The following is a 24,393-nucleotide window of genomic DNA, read 5'->3' as shown; positions in this document are numbered from 1 at the left end:
GCTCCAGGCGTCTGAGATGGGCGAGGGGGCCCGGCCGGGGCCGGGCCCCCTCGGGGGTTCAGGAGGACTTCGGTACGTCGATCCGGTCGATGTCGGGCGCGTAGCCGGAACCGCTGTCGAAGGTGATGGTGTTGGAGCCGGCCTTGAGCGCCACCGGTACATGGACACTGCTGACGGTGGACCAGTCGCCGGTCGAGGGGAACGCATGGCTGGTGGCGCCGCCGCCGTTGGCCGAGACGGCGACGGAGCGGGCGTCCCCGCTGATGTAGGCGACCTTGATCTGGTAGGTGCCGGCCTTGTCGACGACCACGTTGTTGAGGGTCAGCTTGCCACCGGTGTAGAGGTTGCCGACCTTGTGGCCGCCGGAGCAGGCCGGGCAGTCGGCGACGGAGGCGTTGCCGCTGAGGGTGTTCGCGGACGACTCGGCCTCGATACCGGTCCAGGTGAGCGCGTCGCCTCGCGGGGTGACCGTGAAGAGGCGGGAGCCATGGGCGGGCAGGGCCTCGGTGATCCTGTCCTGGTGGTTGCCGAGGCTCTCGTGGTTCCACAGATCCCGGACCGCGGCCTTGCCGGTGAAGCCGAGCGTCGACCAGTCGGCGGTCACCGAGACCGGTTTGTCGGCCAGGTTGAACAGGGCGACGGTGTAGGTGCCGTCGCTGTTCTTCGCGGCCCACACCTGCTGTGGGTCGGACGGCGTGACCGGCTGCGCGGGCGCGTTGCCGCCCTGGTTGACGGCGATGACCTCGCGGTTGGTCAGCAGGGACAGGCCGTAGGAGTCCAGCCTGGTCAGGTCGTCGCCGGTGTAGAGCGGGGACTTGGCGATGGCCCACAACGTGGCGTAGCTCTGCCGCTCGGCCTTGGTCAGGCCGTCCATCTCGCCATTGCCCACGTCGAGGGAGTCGAGGTCGTTCCAGCCGCCGGGACCGGCGTGCCGGGTCCAGGCAGGGGCGTCACTCCAGCGGTCGTCCACGGAGTTTTCCCAACTGACGAGCGTGTTGCAGTAGCACTCGACGTCGGTGTCGATGCGCCAGCCGTTGGAGTGCTTCTTCCAGTCGGCGGCGTGTCCGATGTCCAGGGACCAGGACAGCTCGAGATGGATCGGGCGGCCGGTGGCGGCGATCGCCTTCTGCCAGGCGGCCACGTCGGCGACGTTGTCGTAGTTGTCGCCGCTCTTGAAGGAGCCCGGGCCCACACCGTCGAGCTTGAGGAAGTCATAGCCCCAGTCTGCGAACAGCCGCGCCTGGGAGTCGATGTACTTCTGTGCGCAGGGATTGGAGAAATCAATCTTGTACGCGCTGTCCCAGCCATTGGTGGTGCGCAGGTCGTCGTAGACGATATCGGCGGTGGTGCAGCCCTCGGCGTTCCAGATCGGCACCTTGCCCCCGCCGTACGCCTCCTTCTCCAGGCCGACGGGCAGATAGATGCCGGCCTTGAGCCCCTTGGAGTGGATATGGTCGGCGACGGACTTCATGCCGCTGGGGAAGCGCACCGGATCGGCCTTCTGCCGGCCGTACTCGTCGAACTCGGGTGTCCACGCGTAGTCGCGCCACCATCCGGCGTCGATGTTGACGTACTCGTAGCCGTACTTCTTCAGCTTGGCGGCCATGGCGTCGGTCTGCTTGAGGACGTTCTCCTCGGTGAGGTAGCTGTAGTCGCCGTTCGGGTTGAGGCCCGGGTACTTCGAGGACTGCATGCTCCAACTGGTCCAGCCCATATAGGGCTTGGCGGCGACGGCGGCCGGGCCTGTCGAGGACGCCGGGGTGGCCTTGTTGTCGCCGGGCTGTGCCTGCGCCGCCGGGACGGCGGTGGCGAAGCCCGCGGCGAGGGCCAGGACGACGACGGTTCTCAGACCGCGTACGGGCATGAGGGGGTACGAGGATGACCGCATGGGTCCTACCTCCTGGAGGTGTGGTCCGGGGAAGGGGTGGCGGGGAGACGCGGCGGGGTTCGGGGGCTACGGCGGCGGGGGCTCGGCCTTGCCCGAACCGAGGGTGAGTGCGCCGGTGTACGGGCGCCGGGGCCGGCGATGTGGTGGGGCTCGCGGCCATTCGGGGAACGATGACGCGATCGGGGCGGGGGCGATCAGCGGCGGGTGATGACGACCGCGCGGGAGAGGCGGTCGCCGCGTCCGCGACGGATGCGGGAGCGGGTCGCGGACGGCACGGTGTTCCTCGGTCGGTTTCAGGCGTGCTGCGTCATGGCTGCTCCTCGTGTGTGCTGGTTGGCGTCCGACCTCTTCTGGTTGGCGTCCGACCTGATGAAGGACTGGATGGCGGTGGCCGCGGCGCCGCGGGCCCATTCGTCGAAGGGCAGCGGCCGGGTCCGCACATCGCACCGCGCCGCGGAGCCGAAGGCCGCCGCGGCGAAGGCGGTACGGATGTGGTCGGCGAACAGGTCGTAGGCGGCCAGGCCCTCACCGGAGATGATCACGCGTTCGGGGCCGAGCAGATTGGCCACGGTGGCGATGCCACGGCCGATGGCGTCACCCGCCCGTGCGTAGATCTCCCGCGCCCCGGCGACGCCGTCGTGGGCCAGTCCGGCGGCCTGGACCGCGTCGGCCACCTGGACCCCCGTGGCCGCGCGCATCTGCCGGACGATGGCGTCGTCGCTCGCGATGGCCTCCACACAGCCACGGTTGCCGCAGTGACAGCGCGGGCCCGCCGGGTCGACGGTGACGTGTCCGATCTCGCCGGCCACGCCGTGGGCCCCGGCGACCACCCTGCCGTGGACCACGAGGCCACAGCCGATGCCCGCGCCGACCGTCACGAGGGCGAAGCCGGACAGTCCCACGCCCGCCCCGAACCACTGCTCGGCCACGGTCAGCGCGCGCACATCGTTGTCGACGGTGACCGGCAGCCCCGTGGTCATGGCGGCGAGTTCGGCGAGCGGCACATCGCGCCACTCCAGGAAGGGCGAGTAGCGCACGACGCCCTCGGCGCGGTCCACATCCCCGGAGACGGCCATGCCCAGACCCGCGACGCGCACGCCGAGTCCGTCCGCTTCGATGAGCAGCTCCCGTACGAGCTCGGTGGCCGACCCCAGCACCGCCTTGGGGTCCCGGGCGGCGAGGGGGATGTGCCGGGCGACCAGGATCCGGCAGCACAGGTCGGTGAGCACACCGATGAGCTTGTCCCCGGTCACCTTGACCCCGATGAACAGCGCACGGCCGCCGTCCACCCGCACCAGGTTCGCGGGCCGCCCGAGCGCCGGGCGCGCGTCCTCGTCCACGTCCTCCACCAGGTAGCCGGCCTCGATCAGGGGACGGACCGCCTTGGTGACGGCCGCGGCCGACAGCCCCGCCCGCCGCGCCACTTCCATACGGGTGAGAGGGCCCTGGGACAGGACCGTGGTGAAGATCTGCGCGGCGGCCGACGTGTTCGCGGGGAACGACTCGACGGCAGGGGGCGAGGACATGGCCGGGAACCTAGGCTCCTTATTTTCCGCTGTCAATGAAAGAAGCAGGAATCTCCTGAGGATTGCCTGTGAGCCCCGATCTCGGCTCCAAAGCCAGCCATACACGGGGTGTTGACATGTGATCGAAGGTCTCGTTGGCTTACGGGGCGATTCTCGTCCCCGTCACCGAGCGCTCCGCATCCGCGGGCGGCACCCGCCGCTCCCCCGTCGTCCCCCGAACGTGAGGCCCGATGCCGACGATCTCCCGTGCCCCGGACACCGGGGTCTGGCTGCTGACCACTCCCCGTACGTCATACGCCCTGCGCATCGATGAAACGGGCGCGCCCTGCCACCTCGCGTGGGGGCCGCGGCTGACGCCGCGGGAGGCGGCGGAGCTGGACGTGCCCGCCGGGGAGGCGGCGAGCAGCTTCGAGGGACGGCCCGCGGTGGGCGAGGAACTGCCGGTCGACGGCGGCACCCGCTACGGCACGCCCTCCCTCCAGGTCCGCTACCCGGACGGCTCCCGCGCCTTCGAGTGGCAGCCGACCGGACACCGCGTCCTCGCGCCGTCCGACGGCGTCCGCGAGCTCTCGCTGGAATTCCGCGACCGCCACTACCCGCTGCGCGTCGCCCTCCACTACAGGGTGCGGGACGCCACGGATGTCATCGAGCGGTGGACGGTGCTGAGCAACGACGGTGACCAGCACCTCGGCCTGGTGCGGGCCGACTCGGCCGCCTGGTCCCTGCCGGCGACGGCCGACTACCGGCTCAGCCATGTCACCGGCCAGTGGTCCGCGGAGAGTCAGTTGCGCCGCGAACACCTGCCGTACGGGGAGACCGTGCTGACCAGCCGGCGTGGCATCACCAGCCACCACGCCGCTCCCTGGGTGATGGTGGACGCGGGTGACGCGGCCGAGGAGCACGGCCGGGTGTTCGGCGCGGCCCTTGCCTGGAGCGGGAGTTGGCGCATCACCGTCCAGCGCACACCGGACGGACGCGCGGGGTTTTCCGGCGGCGTCGGCCATGAGGGCACCTGCGTGCCGCTCGCGCCGGGCGAGGAGTTCATCACCCCCGTGTTCGCCGGGCTGTTCACGGACGGCGGGTTCGGCGCGGCGAGCCGGGCCTGGCACGCGTACACGCTGCGCCACGTCCTGCCGCACGGGAGTGAGGTGGCGCCGGTGCTCTACAACTCCTGGGAGGCCACCGGCTTCGACGTGGACGAGGCGAACCAGAAGGCGCTGGCCGAGCGGGCCGCCGCCCTGGGCGTGGAGCTGTACGTCGTCGACGACGGCTGGTTCGGGGCCCGGCGCAGCGACCACGCGGGGCTCGGCGACTGGACCCCCGCCCAGGACCGCTTCCCCGAGGGGCTCGGCCCCCTGGCCGACACGGTGCACCGCCTGGGCATGCGCTTCGGCATCTGGGTGGAGCCGGAGATGGTCAACCCCGACAGCGACCTGTACCGCGCGCACCCCGACTGGGTTCTGCACACCCCCGGCCGGGCCCGCAGCGAGCTGCGCAACCAGCTCGTGCTGAACTTCGCCCGTGACGACGTCGCCGACTGGGCGTATGGCTGGCTGACCCGGCTGGTCGCGGACCACGGCATCGACTTCCTCAAGTGGGACATGAACCGCGCCTTCAGCGAGGCCGGCTGGCCCGGCCCCCCGGACGGCCACGACCGGCTGTGGACGGGCTATGTGGCCAATCTGTACGGCGTCCTCGACCGGCTGCGGGCCGACCATGCCGGGCTGCGCATCGAGACGTGCAGCGGCGGTGGCGGACGCGTCGATCTGGGCATCCTCACCCGTACGGACCAGGCGTGGGTGTCGGACAACACCGACGCCGTCGACCGCCTGGTCATCCAGCACGGCTTCGGCCAGCTCCATCCGGCGCGCACGATGTCCGCGTGGGTGACCGACGTGCCCCATCAACTCACCTCCCGCACCGTGCCGTTGCGGTTCCGCTTCCATGTGGCCATGTGCGGGCTGCTGGGCATCGGCGGCGATCTGACCCGCTGGTCGGAGGCGGAACTCGCCGAGGGCGCCGAGCTGGTGGCCGAGTACAAGCGGGTGCGCCACCTCGTCCAGCGCGGCGCCCTGTACCGGCTGTCCGGGCCGCACGGCGAGCTGCCGACCGTGGTGCAGTACGCCGCCGAGGACGCCACCGAGACCCTGGTACTGGCCTGGCAGCGCGGCCCGCGCCACGGGGTCCCGCGGCTGCCGGTGCGGCTGCGCGGGCTCACCCCCGGCGCCCGCTACCGCGACACCCGCACCGGTGAGGTGCACCATGCCACCGTGCTCGCCGAGTACGGATTCCATCCGGACCTGCGGCCCGGCGACTGGGCCAGCACCGCTGTTCACCTGGTCAGGATGGAGCAGGACGATGGCTGACACCGCCGGTGTGTCGCACTGGCCGTAGTCGGTGGCCCGCCGGGGGCTCAGTCGCGATATGCGGCGACGGCGATCCGGACGAAGGAGCGGATCAGCGGATTCGTGTCGTCCTCGTTCCACGCCGCCACCACCCGGCTCGGCGGCATGTCGGTCAGCGGCACCACGGCGAGCCCCGCCGCCGGTTCATGGTCCACCAGGGTCATGCCGACCGTGCCGTTCCACAGAACGGCCTGCACGCATTCCTGGACACCGCGCACCACCGGGCCCACACGGGGTTCCCCGCCGTTCCAGTACGACTGCCAGAGCGGGTCGGTGCCCGCCGGGAACCGGAACCAGCGGCGGTCGGCGAGGTCGGCCAGTCTCAGGCTGTCGCGGCGGGCCAGCGGATCGTCGGTGCGCAGCAGCGCGCCCACCGGGTCGGTGCGCAACTCGTGCACGGTCAGGCCGGTCTCGTCGAACGGCCCACGAGTCAGGGCGATGTCGACCAGTCCGGCGTGCAGCCCGCAGGTGGGATCGGTCAGATCGGTCTCGCGGATGTGGACCTCAACGCCCGGGTGCTGCCGGGAGTAGGCACCGGCCAGCCGGGACGCGCCCGGGTCGGCGCTGTCGGCCAGCAGGCCCACGGTGAGGGTGGCGGCGCCGGCCGCGGCGGCCACGCGTACGCGTACCCGGTCGGCCTGGTCGAGCAGGGCGCGCGCCTCGTCCAGCAGCACCGCCCCCACCGGAGTGAGCGCCACACCGGCCGACGATCGGCGCAGCAGCGCGGCACCGAGCTCGGTCTCCAGTTGCTTGATCGCCCGGCTCAGTGGCGGCTGGCTCATATGCAGCCGGATGGCCGCCCGTCCGAAGTGGAGTTCTTCGGCGACCGCCACGAAATAGCGCAGTGTCCGTAGCTCCATGGTGGCACGATACCCGTACGGTATCGACACCACAGCATGGGTCTTGGACAGTCGCCGTGCCCGGGCACTGGAATCGACATGTGACTGATGAACCGAAGAACAGCGAGCCGATGGCCGACCCCGCCGTATCGGTGGTCGGCCCGGGCGACGGCGAGACGATCGTCCTGGGCACCACGCGACTGCGCATCCTCGAAGACGGCGGCAACACCGGGCACCGCCTCGGGATCGCCGAATCCGTCCTCGCACCGCACACCCCCGGACCGCCACAGCACCGCCACGCCCAGCACGACGAGGGCTTCTACGTCATCTCCGGCACGGTGCGGTTCACGGTGGGGGAACAGGACTACGACGCGCCCGCGGGCACGCTCGTGATGGTCCCGCCCGGCGCCCCGCACACCTTCGCCAACACGACCGACCAACCGGCCGTCATGCTCAGCACGTTCACACCGGACTTGTATGTGCAGTACTTCCGGGACCTACAGGACATGATCGCCGGCGGCCAGGCGCTGACCCCGCAGGCGAACATCCAGGTGATGCGCCGCTACGCCACCGAGCCCGCCACCGACTTCGCCCGGAAGACGGAGCCGGAAGCGTGAACGTCGCCTATTGGATCCTCGCCGGTCTGCTCGCTCTCTTCTACCTCTACGGGGGCGGGATGAAGGTGGTCCGCAGCCGTGAGCGGCTCCGGCCGATGATGGCCTGGGTGGACACCACGCCGATGCCTGCTGTCAGGGCCATCGGGGTGATCGAAGTGCTCGGCGCGATCGGGCTGATCCTCCCGCCGCTGACCGGCATCGCGCCCTGGCTGGCCCTGGCCGCGGCCATCGGGTTCGTGGTCCTCCAGATCGGGGCGACCAGGGTCCATCTGAGCCGCGGAGACCGCCAGGTCGCTCTCAACATCACGCTGCTCATCGCCGCGGCCGTGACCATCTGGCCGGCGACGACATGGCTGTGACTGCGGGCACGGTCGGCGAACGATGAGCCGTGCCGCGGCGTTCGCGTAACGGTGAGAGCCGTCCTCTCCCGCTGACGCGCCGAGCCCGGGGCTCCGGGGACTCCAGGAAGGCCCGGGAGGGCCGCTGGAGCCCCCGGAGCCCTCGGTCAGGAGGACATGAAGTCGCGCACCGGGAGTGCCCGGTCCACGAGGCGGACGTCGCCGATCCAGCCATGCATGATCTGGTCGATCTTCCCGCCGTACTCATAGCCGCCCAGCAGCCAGGGCAGCCCGAGGGTGGTGAGGCCGGTCGCCGGGGTCGAGGGATTGCGCGCCACCGGGCAGCCGTTCACATACAGCGTGGTGTGCCGTCCGTCGTTCACCACCGCCGCATGCCACCAGGTGTTCAGCGGCAGCTCATGGCTCCAGTTGGTGACCACGCCGTCCTGGTTCAGCGGATAGACGGCCCACTGGAACGCATGGCCGTCGGACAGCGAGAGGGTGACCACCGGCTCCTCCGCGTCACCGGCGGTCTTTCCGGCGTCGCCGCTGCGGCCCCGCCGGCTGAGCAGCGCGGACCAGGCGTTGCGTCCGCTGTCCCAGTCGGCGGGCATTTTGAGGAACGCCTCGACGGTGTAACCGGAGCGGAAGGTGGCGCCGTTCAACGGGGCGCCGTCGGCGGTCCGCAGATAGGCGCCGCGCAGGGGGGACTTGTCGCCGTGGAAGACCAGGCTGCCGTGTCCAGGCTGGTCAGGGTGGTGGTCATCGGACCAGGTGAGGGCGTCGGCGGGGCTGCCGGGGACGGTGACCTTGGTGAGGTGGTTGCCACGCCCCGAGTGATCGGTGATCCGGATGGAGTCCTCGACGGGCGCGCCGTCCCGGCCGCCCTGGTCGAACCGCCAGTAGGCCACCGTACCGGGGATCACCAGCCGGGACGCGGGCCGGGCCGGTCGCGGTGCGACGGGGGCGAACCCGGCGAAGCGCTGCTCGAAGTCTACGGGGACGCTGAAGTAGTCCTGGGGACCGGTGCGTTCGATCTCGCCGCGCTCCAGCTCGTTGAGGTGGTCATCGGCGCGGTCCATGATCCACGGGGACAGCGTCCGGACGTCGATGGTGTGGCGGGCCAGGTCGAACTGGTAGAGGCGGATCATCCCGGCCCCGCCGTAGTAGCGGTCCTGGTAGTTGGTGATGTGCAGATGGACGTCGTGGCCCGCGGTGTTCTTGCGGATGGTGCGGGCCGGCGGCCAGTAGTGGCCGTTGAGGGTGAGGAATATCTGGTCGTGGTCGGCGATCAGTTCGTCCCACAGCCACTGTCCATGGTCGGAGAAGCTCGCCTCATCGCCCTCGTGGTCCGCGTAGACCAGCTCATGGGTGGTGAGGATGACCGGGGTCCTGGGGTGTTTCGCGATGACCTCCCGGGCCCAGGCGATGCCCTTCGCGGAAGGGCGCCAGTCCAGGGCGAGCACCAGCCATTCCCGGCCCGCGGCGGAGAAGGTGTGGTACGTGTTGTAGCCGTCCGGGCTGGCGCCGCGGAACGAGGGCGAGGAGCGGAACCGCCGGGGGCCGAAGGCGTCCAGGTAGGATGTGCGGCCCCGCTGGTCGTCGGTGGACGAGTCGAGGTCGTGGTTTCCGGCCACCACGCTGTAGGCGGCGCCCCGCTCGTCCAGGAGGCGGAACGCCCGGCTGATCGGCCCGAATTCGGTGACCTGCCCATGCTCGGTGAGGTCGCCGAGGTGGGACAGGAAGACGATGTTCTCCTCGCGTGCGTGGCTGAGGAGATAGCGGAACGACGCCTCCACCGGCGCCGGATGGATGCTCTCGCCGTCGAAGAGGTACTGGGTGTCGGGCATGACGGCGAGGGTGAATCTTGGGCTTTCGGGGTCGGGGTGCCAGGCGGGTGCGCCCGCGGTGCCGGAGGCCGGCGCAGCGGCGGCGGGCGGCGCCGCCTCCAGCCCGGTCATGGCCAGGCCCGCGCCGGCGAGTCCGGTGGTGCGCAGAAAGGTACGGCGGCGGGTTCCGGGCTGCGGCTCATGGGTCTGATGGGGGCTGCACATGCGCTTGCTCCACACGGTGGGACGGAGGGGATCGAGCGCACGTTATGGGGCCCATGAGTGCAAACACAGGAAGATGTCCGGCAACAGATGGGGAAGAGCACATGAATGACCTCCCCTCCGGGTGTGGGGCCGGGCAGCGCCGAGCGACCGCCCGTCGCGGGCGTCAGTGGTGCAGGTCCTCGGCGGTGAGGGTGTCACGGGTCTCCGGCGCCCAGGCCAGGCTGACGACCGTGCCGAGCAGCAGCACCAGCGCCATCCAGCCCATCGACCACCCCGCGCCGAAGTGGCTCAGGCTGACCGGCAGGACGAAGGTGCCGATAGCGGAGGCGACCCTGCTGGTGCCGTTGAGGAAGCCGACGCCGGAGCCGCGCAGCGCGGTGGGGAAGAGTTCGGCCGGATAGACCTGGGTGATGGTGGAGGCACCGGCCATCACGAAGGTGTAGATCAGGAAGGGGACCATCAGCGCCCCGCTGGAGGCGCCGCTGAGGACGGCCATCGCCGCCAGACAGAGTGTGAGGATCGTGAAGGTGCCGATGGTGAACGGCCTGCGGCCCAGGCGCTGCACCGGCCACAGCCCGATCACGCCGCCGAGCAGCAGGGCCAGGTTGAGCACCAGGTTCTGGGTGTCGGCCCCGGAGATCCGCAAGGTGGCCAGGATCTGCGGCATAAAGGTGTAGATGGCGAAGTAGGGCAGCACCTGGGCGCTGTAGAAGATGACGCCGAACCAGGTCTTGGTCGCCTGGCCGGGGGCGAAGAGCTCGCGGTACCGGGCGGCGGGCGGCTGGTCGGCGGCCGCGGCCCGCGCGTCGGCGGCGGTGGCCTCGGACTGCCCCAGGTAGGTGCGGCGGATCCGCGCGGCCTCGGCGGCCCGGCCGCGGGCGGCCAGCCAGCTCGGGGATTCCGGGATACCGATCCGCAGCAGCAGCACCACCAGGGCGGGCACCGCCCCGCTGGCCAGCAGCCAGTACGCGGAGGTGCCGTTGATCGGGATGTAGGTACCCAGGACGTTGGCCAGTACGTAGCCGACGGTCCACAGCACGGTGAGGGAGCCCAGCAGGACGCCGCGCAGCCGGCTGGGGACGAACTCGGAGAGCAGGGTCGGGCCGACGGCGTAGTCCGCGCCCAGACCGAAGCCGATCGCCAGCCGGAGCAGAAAGAGCACGAGTGGGCTGTGTGCCCAGAACTGGGCGGCGGAGGCGACCGCGATCAGCACGAAGTTGTAGAGGTACAGCTTCTGGCGCCCGATCACATCGGCCACCCGCCCCAGCAGGATGCTGCCGAAGAACAGGCCGATCAGGGCGGAGGCGCCGAGCAGTCCCTGCCAGACGCCGGACAGGTGCATATCGGTGCCGAGCGCGGGCAGCACCGCGCCGATGACACCGAGGGCGTAGCCGTCGGAGAAGTTCGCCCCGAAGGTGGTGGCCGTCACCCGGATGTGGAAGCCGTTGAGCGGCTCCTTCGAGGCGGTGCCCGGCACAGGCGCCGCATCCCGGTCCCCCGCCGTCCGCGCGTCCGCCGCCTCCGTGTGCACTGCCACGCCTGCCTCCCGACCGTTCACATTCGGACGGCGCCAGCATGCATGAATTCATGCAGTCAAACAATAGGTTGACTGTAGATTGTCATTCACATAGCAGGAAGATCCATCTGGCGACCTGCTGGTCGGGCGGTGACACTGAGGGCAGATCTGGAGACAGGTGGGCCATGAACACCATCGAAGAGACGATCGAGGTCGCGGTCCCGGTACGCACTGCCTACAACCAATGGACCCAGTTCAAGAGCTTTCCGCGGTTCATGTCCGCGGTGCAGCGGGTCGAGCAGATCAGACCCGCGATCACCCATTGGGTCATCCGGTGCGGCCCGGTGCGCTGCTCGTTCCAGGCGGAGATCGTGCACCAGCGGCCGGACTCCTCCGTGGTGTGGCGTTGCCTTCAGCGCCACCCCTCCCACTGGGGCGAGGTGTCCTTCCGCCCCACGACACCGGAGCGCACCCAGGTCACCGTGCGCATCGAGGCCACTCCGGGCAGAGTCGCGTCCCTCCTCACGAACGCCTCCTCCGGGCTCACCCGCCGTGTGGTCCGAAGGGAACTCGGGCACTTCAAGGAGTTCATCGAGGGCCTGGGCCAGGAGAGCGGGGCCTGGCGGGGGTCCATCCACAACGGACACGTACAGCCGACGGAACCGGAACCGCCGAGAAGCCGGGTCGCGCGCTGGCCCGTGGGCTGACCCCGTCCAAGAGAGCGAGACACACCTGATGAAGAAGGCGCCGAGACACAAGCCGGATGACCGGCTCTCCGCCACGCCGCCCAAGAAGTGGGCGGCGGGAGTGCCCGCGGTGACCCATGCGCTGGAGTACTCCCTGGATGAGACGACGGTCCGGCGCACCGCGACGACGCTGCTGACCATGAACCAGGTGGCGGGCATCGACTGTCCCGGCTGCGCCTGGGCCGACCCCGCCCCCGGCCACCGGCACCGCAATGAATACTGCGAGAACGGCGCCAAACACATCAACGACGAGGCGACGGCGCGGCGCGTCACCGCCGACTTCTTCCGTACGCATCCGGTCTCCGAACTCGGCCGCCGTTCCGACCTGTGGCTGAACCAGCAGGGCCGGCTCACCCGGCCGATGGTCAAGCGGCCGGACGCGGACCACTACGAGCCGATTAGCTGGCACGAGGCCCTGAAGCTGATCTCCGCGGAGCTGACCTCGCTGGACTCCCCCGACGAGGCGGTCTTCTACACCTCGGGGCGGGCCAGCAACGAGGCCGCCTTCGTGCTTCAGCTCTTCGCCAGGGCCTTCGGCACCAACAACCTGCCCGATTGCAGCAATATGTGCCATGAGTCCAGTGGCTTCGCTCTGTACGAGACGCTGGGCACCGGCAAGGGCACGGTGAGCCTGGACGATCTGCACCAGGCCGACCTGATCTTCCTGGTGGGCCAGAATCCCGGTACCAACCATCCGCGGCAGCTTTCCGCACTGGAGCAGGCGAAGATCAACGGTGGCCACATCATCGCGGTGAACCCGCTGCCGGAGGCCGGACTGCTGCGGTTCAAGAACCCGCAGCGGGCCCGCGGGGTGATCGGACCCGGCACCCGGATCGCCGATCGTTTCCTCCACATCCGCAGCGGCGGCGACCTCGCGCTGTTCCAGGGCCTGAACCGGCTGCTGCTGGAGGCGGAGGACGCCCGGCCGGGCACCGTGCTCGACCACGATTTCATCCGCTCCAGCACCAGCGGGTTCCAGGAGTTCTCCCAGCACGTCCGCACCATCGCCTGGGACGACATCCTGACCGCGACCGGGCTGACTCTCCGCGAGATCGAGCAGGTCCGGGACGCCGTCCTGGCCAGCGAGCGCGTCATCGTCTGCTGGGCGATGGGAGTGACACAGCACCGGCACGGTGTCCCCACCATCAGGGAGATCGTGAACTTCCTGATGCTGCGCGGAAACCTCGGCAGGGCCGGTGCCGGGGCCTGCCCGGTGCGCGGCCACAGCAATGTGCAGGGCGACCGCACGATGGGCATCTGGGAGCAGATGCCGGACTCCTTCCTGGACGCGTTGCAGCACGAGTTCGGCTTCGATCCGCCGCGCGCCCACGGCCTGGACTCGGTGAACTCGATCAGGGCCATGCGCGAGGGCCGTATCAAGGTCTTCCTCTCGCTCGCGGGCAACTTCGTCCGGGCCGCTCCGGACAGTGCGGTCACCGAGGAGGCCATGCGGCGCTGCCGCCTCACCGTTCATATCTCCACCAAGCTCAACCGGTCCCATACGGTCTGCGGCCGGACCGCGCTCATCCTGCCGACCCTGGGCCGCACCGAACGGGACACCCAGTCCGGTGGCGAGCAGTTCGTCACCGTGGAGAACTCGATGAGCGAGGTGCACACCTCCTACGGGCGGCTGAAACCGGCCTCCGCACTGCTGCTCAGCGAGGTGGCCATCCTGTGCCGGCTCGCCCGGCACACCCTCGGCGACAAGGCCGGCATCCCCTGGGACGAGTTCGAGGCCGACTACGGGGCCATCCGCCACCGCATCTCCCACATCGTTCCGGGGTTCCATGACTTCAACCGGCGGGTGGCCCGTCCCAGTGGCATCAGGCTGCCCAATCCGGTCAACGAGGGGGTCTTCGGCACCCCCGCCGGCAAGGCCCTGTTCACCCGCAACGCCTGGGACATGCTGCGGGCCCCCGAGGGGCATCTGCTGTTGCAGACCCTGCGCTCCCACGACCAGTGGAACACCATTCCCTATACGGACAACGACCGCTACCGGGGCATCCAGGGACGGCGCAGGGTGGTACTGGTCAATCCGGCGGATATGGCCGAACTCGGATTGTTCGAGGGGCAGTTCGTGGACCTCGTGGGCGTGTGGACCGACGGGTTGGAGCGCCGCGCGGAGGACTTCGAGGTGGTCCCGTATCCGACCGCACGCGGCTGCGCCGCCACGTACTACCCCGAAACCAACGTCCTGGTGCCGCTCGACAGCGTGGCCGAGATCAGCAACCAACCGACCTCGAAGGGGATCGTGGCCCGCCTGGAGGCCCGTGCCGGGTAACGCCTCCGACCCGCCCGTTCGCCCGGTGCGAGCAATCATCGGAGGCCGGGTGGGAGGGCTTCAACTGCCGGTTCTACGATCGGACATGACCAAGGTACGTGCAGGGGCCAGCGGTTGCGTGCCGGGCTGCCCGCATCGTGCCACGAGGCAGCCGCCCATGAGCCGGGGGACCACAAGGGTGCGACGAGCGAGCGAACGCCGGGACGGCGCCGAGTGAGCGGGTGTCGCAGGCGGCGCTGCCCCGTGGCAGAGAGCCGAAGACCCACTGACCGGGGGTTTCACTCCCGGCCCGGCCGCCACGTGTCCTAGGCGCGACTCCTTCCCCCGCAGGAGTCCCGACTGACCACCGCCCCACCGTGTGTCCGCAAGCCCTGGGCACCGAGCGGGTCACCTGGCGATGCGCGCAGGACAGCCGCGGAGCCAGATGAGCGCCCTTCCCCGTTCACCAACGGACTGTTTCATCATCCACGCAACACGGTCTCGACCAGGCCGGCATTCCCCCACGCAGATCATTCCCCCCCACAGATGAAGGACCCAGCACCGAGATGACCGCGAACCCTCCCGACATGGCCATGCCCGTCCCGCCCCAGGAGACGGATGCCACCCTGCACTTCACGGGCCCGGCGACCTTCGGCCGTGTCCCCCGTCTGGACCAGGTCGGCACCACGGATATCGCCGTGGTCGGGGTGCCGTTCGACGCGGGTGTCTCCTACCGGCCGGGCGCCCGCTTCGGCTCGAACGCCGTCCGGGAGGCGTCGCGCCAACTGCGCCCCTACAACCCGGCCCAGGACGTGTACCCGTTTCACTACGCCCAGGTGGCGGACGCCGGTGACATCACGGCCAATCCGCACAACATCGACGCGGCCGTCGAGACCATCGAGGAGGGCGCGGACGCCCTGCTCTCCACGGGCGCGCAGCTCATGACACTGGGCGGCGACCACACCATCGCGCTGCCGATCCTGCGCTCGGTGGCCCGCCGGCACGGCCCGGTGGCACTGCTGCACTTCGACGCGCACCTGGACACCTGGGACTCCTACTTCGGCGCCCAGTACACCCACGGAACGCCGTTCCGCCGCGCGGCCGAGGAGGGCCTCCTGGACACCTCCGCGCTCTCACACGTCGGCACCCGCGGCTCGCTGTACAGCAAGGAAGACCTGGACGAGGACACCAAGCTGGGCTTCGGAATCGTCACCTCGGCCGATGTGATGCGGCGCGGGGTGGACGAGGTGGTGCAGCAGCTCAAGGAGCGCATCGGCAAGCGGCCGCTCTACATATCCGTGGACATAGACGTCCTGGATCCCGCACACGCCCCCGGCACCGGCACCCCGGAGGCGGGCGGCCTGACCTCGCGTGAACTCCTGGAGATCGTGCGCGGGCTCAGCGACTGCTATCTGGTCTCCGCCGACCTGGTCGAGGTCGCCCCGGCGTACGACCACGCCGAGATCACCTCCGTGGCCGCCTCGCACACCGCCTACGAGCTGATCTCCGTCATGTCCCGGCAGATCGCCTTCTTCCGCTGGCTCCAGGCGAACGAGCAGTCGTAGCCGCCACCACCCGCCCCACGTTGCGCCGATGCCACGTCAGCCGGGCTGACGTGGCACGGCCGCGTATCGCATGTCGCACTTTCAACCGATCCAGAGATCATTTGTCGCCGAATCCTCGCCTTCACCCACTGTTCTGGCTCCTCTGCGGGGGTCGGCATAGAACGAGACCAGAACGTCGGTGACGCGAGAGAGGTGGAGTCGATGACGAACCTGGCGGACCAGGTCGTGGCCACGGACCGGGGTAAGCTCCGGGGCTCGGACGAGGGTGCGGTGGTGTCCTTTCGGGGAATCCCCTACGCCGCCTCACCGGTGGGTGCGGCGCGCTTCGCGGCACCGCACACCCACCCGGGGTGGACAGGCGTACGTGAAGCGGTGCGGCCGGGACCGGCCGTGCCGCAGGGGCCGTCCCGGCTGGAACGGATCATGGGGAGGCGCGGGCCCGACTGGGACGAGGACGGCTGCCTCACCCTGAACGTGTGGACTCCGCGGCCCGCGCCGGCGGACAAGGCCCCCCGTCCGGTTCTGGTCTGGTTCCACGGAGGCGGTTTCAGCAGTGGCTCGGGCGGGTGGGACTGGTACGACGGAGCCCGTCTGGCGGAGATCGGCGATGTGGTGGTGGTGACCGCCAACTACCGGCTGGGGCCACTCGGCTATCTGTATCTCCCGCGGGTCGGCGCCGACAACCTCGGGCTTGAGGATCAGGCCGCCGTGCTGCGCTGGGTGCGCGACAACATCGCCTCCTTCGGCGGCGACCCGCGAGCCGTGACGGTCGGCGGGCAGTCGGCCGGTGCCTTCTCGGCCCTGTCGCTGGCCCTGGATCCGGCGACCGGGGGACTCGTCAACCGGGTGCTCCTCCAGAGCGGCCCCTGGGGCCTTGAGCCACAGAGTCCGGAGCAGGCGGCCGAGGCCGCCGAGGAGTACCAGCGCTTGCTGGGCGTCCCGCGTGGCGCGGAGCCCGGAGAGGTGCTGCGCTCGCTTCCCGTCGAGCGTCTGCTGTCCGCCTACGGTGAGCTGGCGGTCCGCCTCGCGCGCCCGGGCAATATCGCCCCTCCGATGTACCCGGTGCTCGGCGGCGCCGGCCTGCCACGGGCCTGGTACGACGCCCTCGTGGACGGGGCGCTGGAGGGCAAGGCCCTGCTGATCGGCACCGCCCGGGAGGAGATGACCGCCTTCTTCGCCTTCGAGCCGCGCATCCAGTCGCTCACCCGGGAGGGGGCCGTCGACCTCGCGACCGGCCTGCTCGGCCACGCGGCGCCGGAGGTCTACCAGCGGTACGCCGACAGGCTCCCGGACGCGGCCCCCGCCCAGGTCTTCACCGCGCTGCGGACCGATGAGCTGTTCCGCGACGGCGCGCTGCGGATGGCCGACCACCATGCCTCGGGTGGCAATGCCACGTACGTCTACGAGTTCGGCTACCGTCCCGCACACGACCCCGGCCATCTCGGCGCCACGCACTGCGGCGAACTGCCCTTCCTCTTCGGCACGTTCGACAGCTTCCCCGACAGTCCGATGCTGGGGAGCCCCTCGGACACCGATCGGGCGATGGGCCGGGCCTTCGCCACGGCTGTCACCGCGTTCATCGCCGGCGGCAATCCGGGCGACTGGCCCCCGTACGCACCCAGGGCCACCGCACGGATCCGGCACTTCGGCTGAGACCCATGGAGCCCATCACACGGAGATCGACGCGGGGCGTACCAGACCGGTGCGCTTGACGCCGGAGAGGATGGGGGTGACCTCCATGCCGGAGACATCCGGCAGCGCCCCCACCGTTCCGGTCAGAAACAGATACAGCGCGCTCAGATCGGTGGCGGCCACCGCCACCAGCAGACTGCTCGATCCCGTCGTGGCGGCGGTGAAGCGCACCTGCGGATGGCTGCTGAGGATCTGTCCGGTCTCCTCCAGCGCCCCCGGATCCGCGGTGATCCACAGCAGGGCCTCGGCGTGCACCCCCAGCAGGGCCAGATCGACTTCGGTGGCCAGCCGCACGCCGTATCCCTCCACCAGGGCGTCCAGGCGGCGCCGCACGGCCCGTGGGGTCCGGCACGTGCGATGGGCGAGCTCTCCATAGGTCATCCGGGCGTCTTCGACCAGCGCGTCGATGAGCGCTTCGTCTTCCGGGAGCGGGGAGAAGGGCTCGGGCGCGGGGTCGGCGCTCGGCCACAGTTGTCCGGACTCCTCCCCGGTCAGCAGTCCCGCGCTCCAGGCGAAACCCGCGGGGAAGACTTTCAGCAGGTCATAGGAGGTCCAGGAGCGCACGGCGGCGGTCGCGGGCAGGTCGCGCAGCAGCAACTTGTCGCGTGCGTCGCGCCCGTTGAGAAAGAGCACAACGCAGATTTCATCCCCTCCGCCGAGGATGTCCACCCAGACGGTGTCGGGGCGCCGGGCGAGCCCGGCGGCGATGGTGGCGATCCGGTTGGGGCGGCAGCGGATACGCAGCACGGTGGGGATGAGGTGGGGAAAGAGGGCGGGATTGCGCACGGCCGTCGCCCGCAGGGTGCGATCGTGGAACAGCGGGGCGGCACGCCGCACGACAGTGCGCTCCGAGACACCCAGCACCTCGGCGACACTCCGCCAGGAGGCCCGGGGCGACGCCAGCAGAACGGCCGTGATCCGCCGGTCCGTGGCATCGAGGTCGTGGCGTACTTTCTGCATCACAAGGCCCTCGATGTTCCTCTTTTCTCGATTCGAGTCTATCCGGCGACCGGAACAGGACGGTCCTCGGTGTCGTACAACGTTTCCTGTCGCTATCCGTGGGATACAGGGCGCTATCGTCATGGCAGCGGGCCGGCCGCCACGCGAGGCTGTGGACAGTGCCCCACAGGGGCGTACTGCTACGGACACGGAGAGCGGACACATGGCGACTGACACTGCTGTCGCGGCAGGTGTGAAGGTGCCGGACACGACGCTGGCGCGCGAGGCCACGGAGCTGATCCGGGACACGACGAGCGAGCTGATCTATCACCATTCACGCCGGGTGTACTTCTTCGGCAGCCTCCAGGGCCACCGGCGCGATCTGAGCTTCGACCCGGAGCTGCTGTACCTGGGAGCGATGTTCCACGACGTGGGCCTGAACGAGGCGTTCCATGACAGTGGCCGCCGTTTCGAGGTGGACAGCGCGGCCGAGGCGAAGCGGTTTCTGCATGCCCATGGCGTACCCGAGGACAGCATCCGCCGGGTCTGGACGGCCATCGCCCTGCACACCACTCCCGGAGTCCCCGAGTTCATGGAACCGGAAGTGGCGCTGGTGACGGCCGGTGTCGAGTACGACGTGCTCGGCATCGGATACGAGGATCTCTCCGCCGAGGACCGGGAGGCGATCGTGGCGCTGCATCCGCGCCCCGACTTCAAGAACAGGATTCTTCAGGCGTTCGCCGATGGCATCCGCCCCAAGCCGCAGACCACGTTCGGCAACGTCAAGGCGGATGTCCTGGAGCACTTCGTCCCCGGCTTCGAGCGGGGGAACTTCGTCCGGACGATCCTGGATTCGCCGTGGACGGAATAGCGCGGCGGGCGTCACCGGCGTCCCGTGGCGGACGCACCGTCGTGATCGTCGCGTTCGACGGGGTGCAACTGCTGGATGTCACCGGCCCCGTGGAGGTCTTCACCACGGCCAACCATTACGGCGCCGACTACGACGTACGGGTGATCTCCCTCGCCGGTGACGCCGTCACCACCTCCTCCGGGCTCGTGATCAGCGCCGACGGCGCGCCCGGCACGCTGCCATCGCGCCTGGGCACCCTGCTGGTCCCGGGGCGGAGGGACTGGCGCTCGGCCGTGGCCGACACCGGCCTGGTCGGGCTCGTGGCCCGGCTGTCGGGGCGGGCGAGGCGCGTGGCGTCCGTGTGCGCGGGAGCCTTTGTGCTGGCCGAGGCCGGGATCCTGGACAGCCGCCGCGCCACCACGCACTGGGAGCTGGCTTCACAGTTGGCCACCGCCTACCCCCGGGTGTGCGTGGACGGCAATCCCGTCTTCGTCCGGGACGGCCATGTGGCCACCTCGGCCGGTATCACCGCGGGAATCGATCTCTCGCTGTCCCTGGTCGAGGAGGACTGGGGAGCGGATGTGGCCCGCAGCGTGGCCAGGCAACTGGTGGTCTTCATGGCCCGCCCGGGCGGGCAGGCGCAGTTCAGCGCACGGCTGGCCCCGCGTCAGCCACGGCATCCGGCGGTGCGCCGGGTGATGGACCGTGTCACCGCGGACCCCGCGGGGTGCCACACACGCGCCACGCTGGCCGCCTCGGGCGGCGTGAGCGCCCGCCATCTGGAGCGGCTGTTCCGCAGCGAGGTCGGCATCACCCCCGGCCGCTATGTCGAAGCCGTCCGTGTCGAGGCCGCCCAGGCACTTCTCGCGGACGGCACCGGCACGGTCGAGGAGGTGGCGCGGCAGGCGGGGTTCGGCTCCTCGGAATCGCTGCGGCGGGTGTTCCAGCACACCCTCGGGGTCTCGCCGACGGTCTACCGTGCCCGGTTCCGCAGCACCGTCGGCGCACCCGGTCCCGCGGCCGGGTAGCCGGTCGCCCCGCCGGTCCCTACGCCCCTTCGCGGGCCGTTCGCGCCGCCCGGGCCAGGTCCAGGTCGGTGGTCTCCGGCGCCAGGAACTGGGACACCAGGGCGCCGACCACCAGCACTCCGGCGCCGATCAGGAGCACGAACTCCGCTCCGAAGTGGTCGAGTCCCATCGGCAGCAGGAATGTGCCGATCGCGGCGCCCACCCGGCTCATGGCCGTGGCGAAGCCGACGCCCGTGGTGCGCAGGGAGGTGGGGAACACCTCCAGCGGATAGACCGCGGTCAGTGCGCTGGAGGCGGCGTTGAGGAAGATGAAGAACAGGAAGCCGACGACGATGACGGGGGTCGAGGACGGCCACACCGCCACCAGGGCCAGACATGCGGCCGTGATCCAGAACGGCGGGATCAGCAGCTTGCGGCGGCCGATCCGGTCCACGACGAGGCACCCCGCGGTGACACCGGCCACGGCGGTGAAGGAGTAGACGAGCAGCGCGGCGACCGCGTTGTCCCCCATGTGCAGAGCCTCGAAGACCTCGGTCCAGAAGGTGCCGATGGCGAAGTACGGCAGCACGAGGGCGGCCCAGAAGACGCTGGCGAACACCGTGGAGCGCAGATGCTGGCGGCTGAAGAGCGCGCGGAACCCGTCCTGCCGCACCTCGTCGCGGTCATCCAGTTCCGCCTCGATGTCCACCTCGATGCCGTACTTCTCGATCAGCGCTTCGGCCTCGTCCCGGCGTCCCCTGCTCAGCAGCCAGCGCGCGGACTCCGGGATGCCACCGCGCAGGGCCACGCACACCACCGCGATCACCGCACTGCTCGCCAGGGACCAGCGCCAGCCGCCGTCGACGGAGGTGAAGAGCGCCCCCACGACCGTGGCCAGCGCATACCCCACGTACCAACTGATCTCCAGGCTCGCCAGCAGCCGCCCGCGGCCCAGCCGGCCCGCGTACTCCGACAGCAGCGGGGCACCGATCGCGTACTCGCCACCGATCGCCACACCCATCACCAGCCGGATGAGGATGAGCTGGGGGCCGTCCAGGACGAAGAACTGGAGCACCGAGCCGATCAGGAAGATCAGCATGTCCATCAGGAACACCGGCCGGCGTCCGAACCGGTCGGCCAGCCGGCCGAAGAGCGGCCCTCCGATGAAGATCCCGATGAGCGGTGAGGCACCGACCAGGCCCTGTTCCATGGAGGACAGATGGAGGTCGTCGGTGATCGCCGACATCGCCAGGCCGATGCCGCCGATGATGTAGCCGTCGATTCCCTGGCCGATCTGGGTGGCCAGCTTCAGCTTGGTGTGCAGCCGCTTCCGTTCGCGTTCGGTGGCGGGCGCGCCCGGCGGTGTGCTGGGCTCGTTCTGCTCGGTCACAGGCGTCGTTGCCATGCGCGGGTCCTTCACTGAGAGGGGGAGGAGACCGCTGCCCCGGGAAAGAGCGGCCCGGGAATGAGCGGCCCGGGAGGAGTGGCCCCGGGAGCAGCGGTGGAAAGGGAAAGAGGGGGAATCAGTCGGTCGGCCAGTCGAGGGCGATGTACTGCGTTTCCAGGAAGGCTTCGATGCCCTCGCGGCCGCCCTCCCTGCCCAGACCCGACTGCTTGACGCCGCCGAAGGGCGCGGCCGGGTCGGACAGCAGGCCCCGGTTGAGGCCGACCATGCCGGTCTCCAGGCGCTCGGCCAGGCGCAGGGCCCGGCCCACATCGCGCGAGTAGATGTACGAGGCGAGACCGTGCACCGTGGCGTTGGCACGGGCCACCAGCTCGTCCTCGTCGGTGAAGGTGGCCAGGGGCGCGACCGGCCCGAAGACCTCCTCGTTCATGATCCGGGCGTCCTCGTCCACGTCCACCAGGACGGTGGCCGGGTGGTAGCAGCCCGGTCCCTCCGGCACGCTGCCCCGCGCGGCCACCTTCGCGCCACGCCCGACCGCGTCGTCGACCAGGGAACGGATGGACTCCACTGCGGTCCGGTTGATCATCGGGCCGAGGGTGACGCCCTCCTCCAGACCGGCTCCGGCGCGTACCGCGGTCATGGCCGCCGCGAACTTCGCGGTGAATTCGGCGGCGACGGACTCATGGACGTAGAACCGGTTGGCGGCGATGCAGACCTCGCCACCGCCCCGCATCTTGGCGTCCATCGCACCGCGCACCGCGGCGTCGACGTCGGCGTCCTCGCAGACGATGAAGGGGGCGTTGCCGCCCAGTTCCATGGTCACGTTGACCACGTTCGCCGCCGCCTGCCCCAGGAGGGTCCGGCCGGTGGCGGTGGAGCCGGTGAAGGAGAACTTGCGGACCCGCTCGTCGCGGAGCCAGGCGGAGACCACCTCGGGCGCGCGGTCGGTCGGCAGGACGTTCAGCAGCCCGTCGGGCAGGCCCGCCTCGCTCAGCAGGGCGGCGATCGCGAGGGCGGTGAACGGGGTGTCGGGGGCCGGCTTGAGGAGCACCGGGCAGCCGGCGGCGAGCGCCGGGGCGATCTTCCGGGTGGCCATCGCGGCCGGGAAGTTCCACGGGGTGACGAAGGCGGTGACACCCACCGGATGCCTGCGCACCACGTGCCGGAAGCCGCCCCCGGGCGCGTCGCCGAACGAGGAGCCGATCCGTACCGCCTCCTCGGCGAACCAGCGGAAGAACTCCGCCGCGTAGCCGACCTCGGCCGCCGCGTCCCGGTATGCCTTGCCGTTCTCCAGGACGATCAGCCGGGCGAGCGTGTCGGTGTGCTCGCGCATCAGCGCGAACGCCGTGTGCAGGACCTCCGAACGACGGCGGGCCGGTGTCGCCCGCCACCCGGCGGCAGCCGTCTGGGCCGCGTCGACCGCCGCCATGGCGTCCGCCGGGCCGGCCGCGGACACCTCGCGGATCAGCTCCGCGGTGGCCGGGTCGTGCACGGGGAACGTCCGTCCGTCCTCGGCCGCGCACCAGCGGCCGGCGATGAACACATCGCCTTCGGCGAACGGCGCCTTGACGAGGGTTTCTATGCCGGGGAGGTTCATGAGCTGCTCTTTTCTCCGTTCCGAACAAGGGCTGGTCCGGTTCGCGGTGAATTTACGAGCGCGTCATGCGGCCGACAAGACCACTTCTCGGATCGCAATGGTGGTTGCTGTCAGGGCAACTCCCCCGTCATGCCTGCCCCCGCACACCGGCCCTCGCGCTTTCAGGTGAGCCGTGCCCTGGGGAACGAGGTGTGCCGCGGCTCCCAGCCCAGCATCACGGAGACGCGTGCCGCCGCCTTGGCCGTGGTGCGGCCCGCCTGGTCCAGGCGGTCGCCGAGCCGGGACTTGGGCGCCGAGATGTTGAGCGCCGCGACGACCCGTCCCCGGAAGTCGCGCACGGGTGCCGAGACCCCGACCAGACCGGTCTCGAACTCCTCGCTCACCCTCGCGTAGCCCCGTCGTGAAGCCTCCTGGATCAGTGCCCACAGTTCGGGGATCGGTGGCGTCGAGGCGGTGCCGAAGCGGACGTACAGCTCATCGGGGGTGGCATCGGCCAGCAGCACCCGCCCGGCCGAGGTCTGCCACGCGGGCACTCCGCGCCCCTCCCAGCCGTGGACGCGGAAGGAGTGTCCGGAGACCGAGAGCAGGGTGAGCACCTCGCGGTCGCTCAGCACACACAGATGGCTGGTCTCCTCCACGTCCGAGGAGAGCGCGTGCATCACCGGCTCCGCCATGCGCACCAGCCGGTTCTGCGAGGTCCTGGCGACGAGCGAGAAGAGCCGCCAGCCCAGGCGGTACTCCAGGGTGTCGGGGTCCCGTTCCACGATGCCCGCGGTGGCCAGGGCCTTGAGGGCCCGGGAGACCTGGGTCTTCTCCCTGCCCACCAGATGCGCCAGCCGTACGACACCGAGCCCGCCGGCGTTCTGGGCCTCGTCGGAGGCGAGCGCCTCCAGCAGGTCGATGTCACGGCGCAGCCCGTGGCCGCGCGGGGCAGCGGTGTCCCCGGGGCCGGAGGAGGCTTCACCCGGGCCCGGCCGTTGCGGATCGGCCGGGTCCTCGGGACCGTCGGTGCCGCGAGGGGGGAGGTTCGTCACGCGCGACATCCTAGGGCGCGCGCCGGGGAAGCCCCAGGTCAGCCGCCGGGTTGTCATGAGAGCAACCGGCATTTCGATTCAGCCGGGCGCCTTGTCGGCGAGGTGGCGGCGGTTC

General features: G+C 70.4%; 18 protein-coding genes. 9 read left to right on the top strand and 9 right to left on the bottom strand.

Annotation, left to right across the window (positions count from 1 at the left end; genetic code table 11):
- Positions 1-58: 58 nt before the first annotated feature.
- Both ACK1X7_RS45540 and ACK1X7_RS45535 read right to left on the bottom strand, forming a co-directional pair.
- Positions 59-1,888, bottom strand: coding sequence for an alpha-galactosidase D (locus ACK1X7_RS45540; RefSeq protein ID WP_413116683.1), 1,830 nt, complete (start codon positions 1,886-1,888; stop codon positions 59-61).
- 293 nt (positions 1,889-2,181) lie between these two features.
- Entirely contained in the window at positions 2,182-3,414 is a 1,233-nt protein-coding gene (locus tag ACK1X7_RS45535) for an ROK family transcriptional regulator (RefSeq protein WP_398160839.1), read from the bottom strand.
- Between the two features lie 230 nt (positions 3,415-3,644).
- Here ACK1X7_RS45535 and ACK1X7_RS45530 point away from each other — a divergent pair, with 230 nt between their 5' ends.
- On the top strand, positions 3,645-5,780 hold the full coding sequence (locus ACK1X7_RS45530; protein WP_413116682.1) for an alpha-galactosidase: 2,136 nt from the start codon (positions 3,645-3,647) through the stop codon (positions 5,778-5,780).
- Between the two features lie 47 nt (positions 5,781-5,827).
- On the opposite strand, the gene ACK1X7_RS45525 is transcribed toward ACK1X7_RS45530, so the two are convergent.
- Positions 5,828-6,679 carry a LysR family transcriptional regulator gene (locus ACK1X7_RS45525; protein ID WP_385149198.1) on the bottom strand — a complete coding sequence of 284 codons (852 nt, stop codon included), beginning with the start codon at positions 6,677-6,679 and terminating at the stop codon, positions 5,828-5,830.
- A gap of 110 nt (positions 6,680-6,789) precedes the next feature.
- Between ACK1X7_RS45525 and ACK1X7_RS45520 the strand changes: the two genes are divergently transcribed.
- Together ACK1X7_RS45520 and ACK1X7_RS45515 are read left to right on the top strand one after the other, a co-directional pair.
- Complete coding sequence (locus ACK1X7_RS45520; protein WP_385149213.1) at positions 6,790-7,275, top strand: cupin domain-containing protein; 486 nt, start codon at positions 6,790-6,792, stop codon at positions 7,273-7,275.
- Positions 7,272-7,634 carry a DoxX family protein gene (locus ACK1X7_RS45515; RefSeq protein ID WP_385149195.1) on the top strand — a complete coding sequence of 121 codons (363 nt, stop codon included), beginning with the start codon at positions 7,272-7,274 and terminating at the stop codon, positions 7,632-7,634. The genes ACK1X7_RS45520 and ACK1X7_RS45515 overlap by 4 nt, the downstream gene beginning before the upstream one ends.
- A 146-nt stretch (positions 7,635-7,780) precedes the next feature.
- Here ACK1X7_RS45515 and ACK1X7_RS45510 read toward each other — a convergent pair whose 3' ends face one another.
- Positions 7,781-9,667 carry a LamG-like jellyroll fold domain-containing protein gene (locus ACK1X7_RS45510; RefSeq protein ID WP_390792237.1) on the bottom strand — a complete coding sequence of 629 codons (1,887 nt, stop codon included), beginning with the start codon at positions 9,665-9,667 and terminating at the stop codon, positions 7,781-7,783.
- Between the two features lie 163 nt (positions 9,668-9,830).
- Complete coding sequence (locus ACK1X7_RS45505) at positions 9,831-11,204, bottom strand: MFS transporter (protein WP_385149189.1); 1,374 nt, start codon at positions 11,202-11,204, stop codon at positions 9,831-9,833.
- Between the two features lie 164 nt (positions 11,205-11,368).
- Between ACK1X7_RS45505 and ACK1X7_RS45500 the strand changes: the two genes are divergently transcribed.
- The 4 genes from ACK1X7_RS45500 (at position 11,369) to ACK1X7_RS45485 (ending at position 17,407) form a co-directional block, all read left to right on the top strand.
- Positions 11,369-11,890 carry an SRPBCC family protein gene (locus ACK1X7_RS45500; RefSeq protein ID WP_385149186.1) on the top strand — a complete coding sequence of 174 codons (522 nt, stop codon included), beginning with the start codon at positions 11,369-11,371 and terminating at the stop codon, positions 11,888-11,890.
- 28 nt (positions 11,891-11,918) lie between these two features.
- The gene (locus tag ACK1X7_RS45495) at positions 11,919-14,210 is read left to right on the top strand and encodes an FdhF/YdeP family oxidoreductase (protein WP_385149183.1); all 2,292 of its coding nucleotides are present in this window, start codon (positions 11,919-11,921) and stop codon (positions 14,208-14,210) included.
- A gap of 572 nt (positions 14,211-14,782) precedes the next feature.
- Positions 14,783-15,754: an agmatinase gene (gene speB / locus ACK1X7_RS45490; protein ID WP_385149210.1), complete on the top strand. Its 972-nt coding sequence runs from the start codon at positions 14,783-14,785 to the stop codon at positions 15,752-15,754.
- Positions 15,755-15,955: 201 nt separating this feature from the next.
- Positions 15,956-17,407: a carboxylesterase/lipase family protein gene (locus ACK1X7_RS45485; protein ID WP_413116681.1), complete on the top strand. Its 1,452-nt coding sequence runs from the start codon at positions 15,956-15,958 to the stop codon at positions 17,405-17,407.
- Between the two features lie 15 nt (positions 17,408-17,422).
- On the opposite strand, the gene ACK1X7_RS45480 is transcribed toward ACK1X7_RS45485, so the two are convergent.
- A complete protein-coding gene (locus tag ACK1X7_RS45480) occupies positions 17,423-18,406 on the bottom strand; it encodes an Lrp/AsnC family transcriptional regulator (protein ID WP_413116680.1) in 984 nt (327 codons plus the stop codon).
- A gap of 202 nt (positions 18,407-18,608) precedes the next feature.
- Between ACK1X7_RS45480 and ACK1X7_RS45475 the strand changes: the two genes are divergently transcribed.
- Together ACK1X7_RS45475 and ACK1X7_RS45470 are read left to right on the top strand one after the other, a co-directional pair.
- Positions 18,609-19,256, top strand: a complete 648-nt coding sequence (locus ACK1X7_RS45475; RefSeq protein ID WP_385149174.1) for an HD domain-containing protein — start codon at positions 18,609-18,611, stop codon at positions 19,254-19,256.
- Positions 19,253-20,263: a GlxA family transcriptional regulator gene (locus tag ACK1X7_RS45470; protein ID WP_413116959.1), complete on the top strand. Its 1,011-nt coding sequence runs from the start codon at positions 19,253-19,255 to the stop codon at positions 20,261-20,263. The genes ACK1X7_RS45475 and ACK1X7_RS45470 overlap by 4 nt, the downstream gene beginning before the upstream one ends.
- 19 nt (positions 20,264-20,282) lie before the next feature.
- Here ACK1X7_RS45470 and ACK1X7_RS45465 read toward each other — a convergent pair whose 3' ends face one another.
- The 3 genes from ACK1X7_RS45465 to ACK1X7_RS45455 form a co-directional block, all read right to left on the bottom strand.
- Positions 20,283-21,647: an MFS transporter gene (locus tag ACK1X7_RS45465; protein WP_385149171.1), complete on the bottom strand. Its 1,365-nt coding sequence runs from the start codon at positions 21,645-21,647 to the stop codon at positions 20,283-20,285.
- Positions 21,648-21,765: 118 nt separating this feature from the next.
- Positions 21,766-23,244: an NAD-dependent succinate-semialdehyde dehydrogenase gene (locus ACK1X7_RS45460; RefSeq protein WP_390792233.1), complete on the bottom strand. Its 1,479-nt coding sequence runs from the start codon at positions 23,242-23,244 to the stop codon at positions 21,766-21,768.
- 161 nt (positions 23,245-23,405) lie between these two features.
- A complete protein-coding gene (locus ACK1X7_RS45455; RefSeq protein ID WP_390792232.1) occupies positions 23,406-24,287 on the bottom strand; it encodes an IclR family transcriptional regulator in 882 nt (293 codons plus the stop codon).
- Positions 24,288-24,393: the final 106 nt, after the last annotated feature.

This window comes from Streptomyces sp. CY-1 (assembly GCF_047218265.1).
In the GTDB taxonomy this organism is placed as follows: Bacteria; Actinomycetota; Actinomycetes; order Streptomycetales; family Streptomycetaceae; genus Streptomyces; species Streptomyces niphimycinicus.
Note: the sequence above shows the minus strand (reverse complement) of the source record. Positions and strands in the feature narration are given on the sequence as shown.

What these genes read in the sequence shown, in the direction of transcription:
- ACK1X7_RS45540 (WP_413116683.1), bottom strand. Translation starts at nt 1,888, where the DNA reads ATGCGGTCATCCTCGTACCCCCTCATGCCCGTACGCGGTCTGAGAACC.
- ACK1X7_RS45535 (WP_398160839.1), bottom strand. Translation starts at nt 3,414, where the DNA reads ATGTCCTCGCCCCCTGCCGTCGAGTCGTTCCCCGCGAACACGTCGGCC.
- ACK1X7_RS45530 (WP_413116682.1), top strand. Translation starts at nt 3,645, where the DNA reads ATGCCGACGATCTCCCGTGCCCCGGACACCGGGGTCTGGCTGCTGACC.
- ACK1X7_RS45525 (WP_385149198.1), bottom strand. Translation starts at nt 6,679, where the DNA reads ATGGAGCTACGGACACTGCGCTATTTCGTGGCGGTCGCCGAAGAACTC.
- ACK1X7_RS45520 (WP_385149213.1), top strand. Translation starts at nt 6,790, where the DNA reads ATGGCCGACCCCGCCGTATCGGTGGTCGGCCCGGGCGACGGCGAGACG.
- ACK1X7_RS45510 (WP_390792237.1), bottom strand. Translation starts at nt 9,667, where the DNA reads ATGTGCAGCCCCCATCAGACCCATGAGCCGCAGCCCGGAACCCGCCGC.
- ACK1X7_RS45500 (WP_385149186.1), top strand. Translation starts at nt 11,369, where the DNA reads ATGAACACCATCGAAGAGACGATCGAGGTCGCGGTCCCGGTACGCACT.
- ACK1X7_RS45495 (WP_385149183.1), top strand. Translation starts at nt 11,919, where the DNA reads ATGAAGAAGGCGCCGAGACACAAGCCGGATGACCGGCTCTCCGCCACG.
- speB (WP_385149210.1), top strand. Translation starts at nt 14,783, where the DNA reads ATGCCCGTCCCGCCCCAGGAGACGGATGCCACCCTGCACTTCACGGGC.
- ACK1X7_RS45485 (WP_413116681.1), top strand. Translation starts at nt 15,956, where the DNA reads ATGACGAACCTGGCGGACCAGGTCGTGGCCACGGACCGGGGTAAGCTC.
- ACK1X7_RS45480 (WP_413116680.1), bottom strand. Translation starts at nt 18,406, where the DNA reads ATGCAGAAAGTACGCCACGACCTCGATGCCACGGACCGGCGGATCACG.
- ACK1X7_RS45475 (WP_385149174.1), top strand. Translation starts at nt 18,609, where the DNA reads ATGGCGACTGACACTGCTGTCGCGGCAGGTGTGAAGGTGCCGGACACG.
- ACK1X7_RS45465 (WP_385149171.1), bottom strand. Translation starts at nt 21,647, where the DNA reads ATGGCAACGACGCCTGTGACCGAGCAGAACGAGCCCAGCACACCGCCG.
- ACK1X7_RS45460 (WP_390792233.1), bottom strand. Translation starts at nt 23,244, where the DNA reads ATGAACCTCCCCGGCATAGAAACCCTCGTCAAGGCGCCGTTCGCCGAA.
- ACK1X7_RS45455 (WP_390792232.1), bottom strand. Translation starts at nt 24,287, where the DNA reads ATGTCGCGCGTGACGAACCTCCCCCCTCGCGGCACCGACGGTCCCGAG.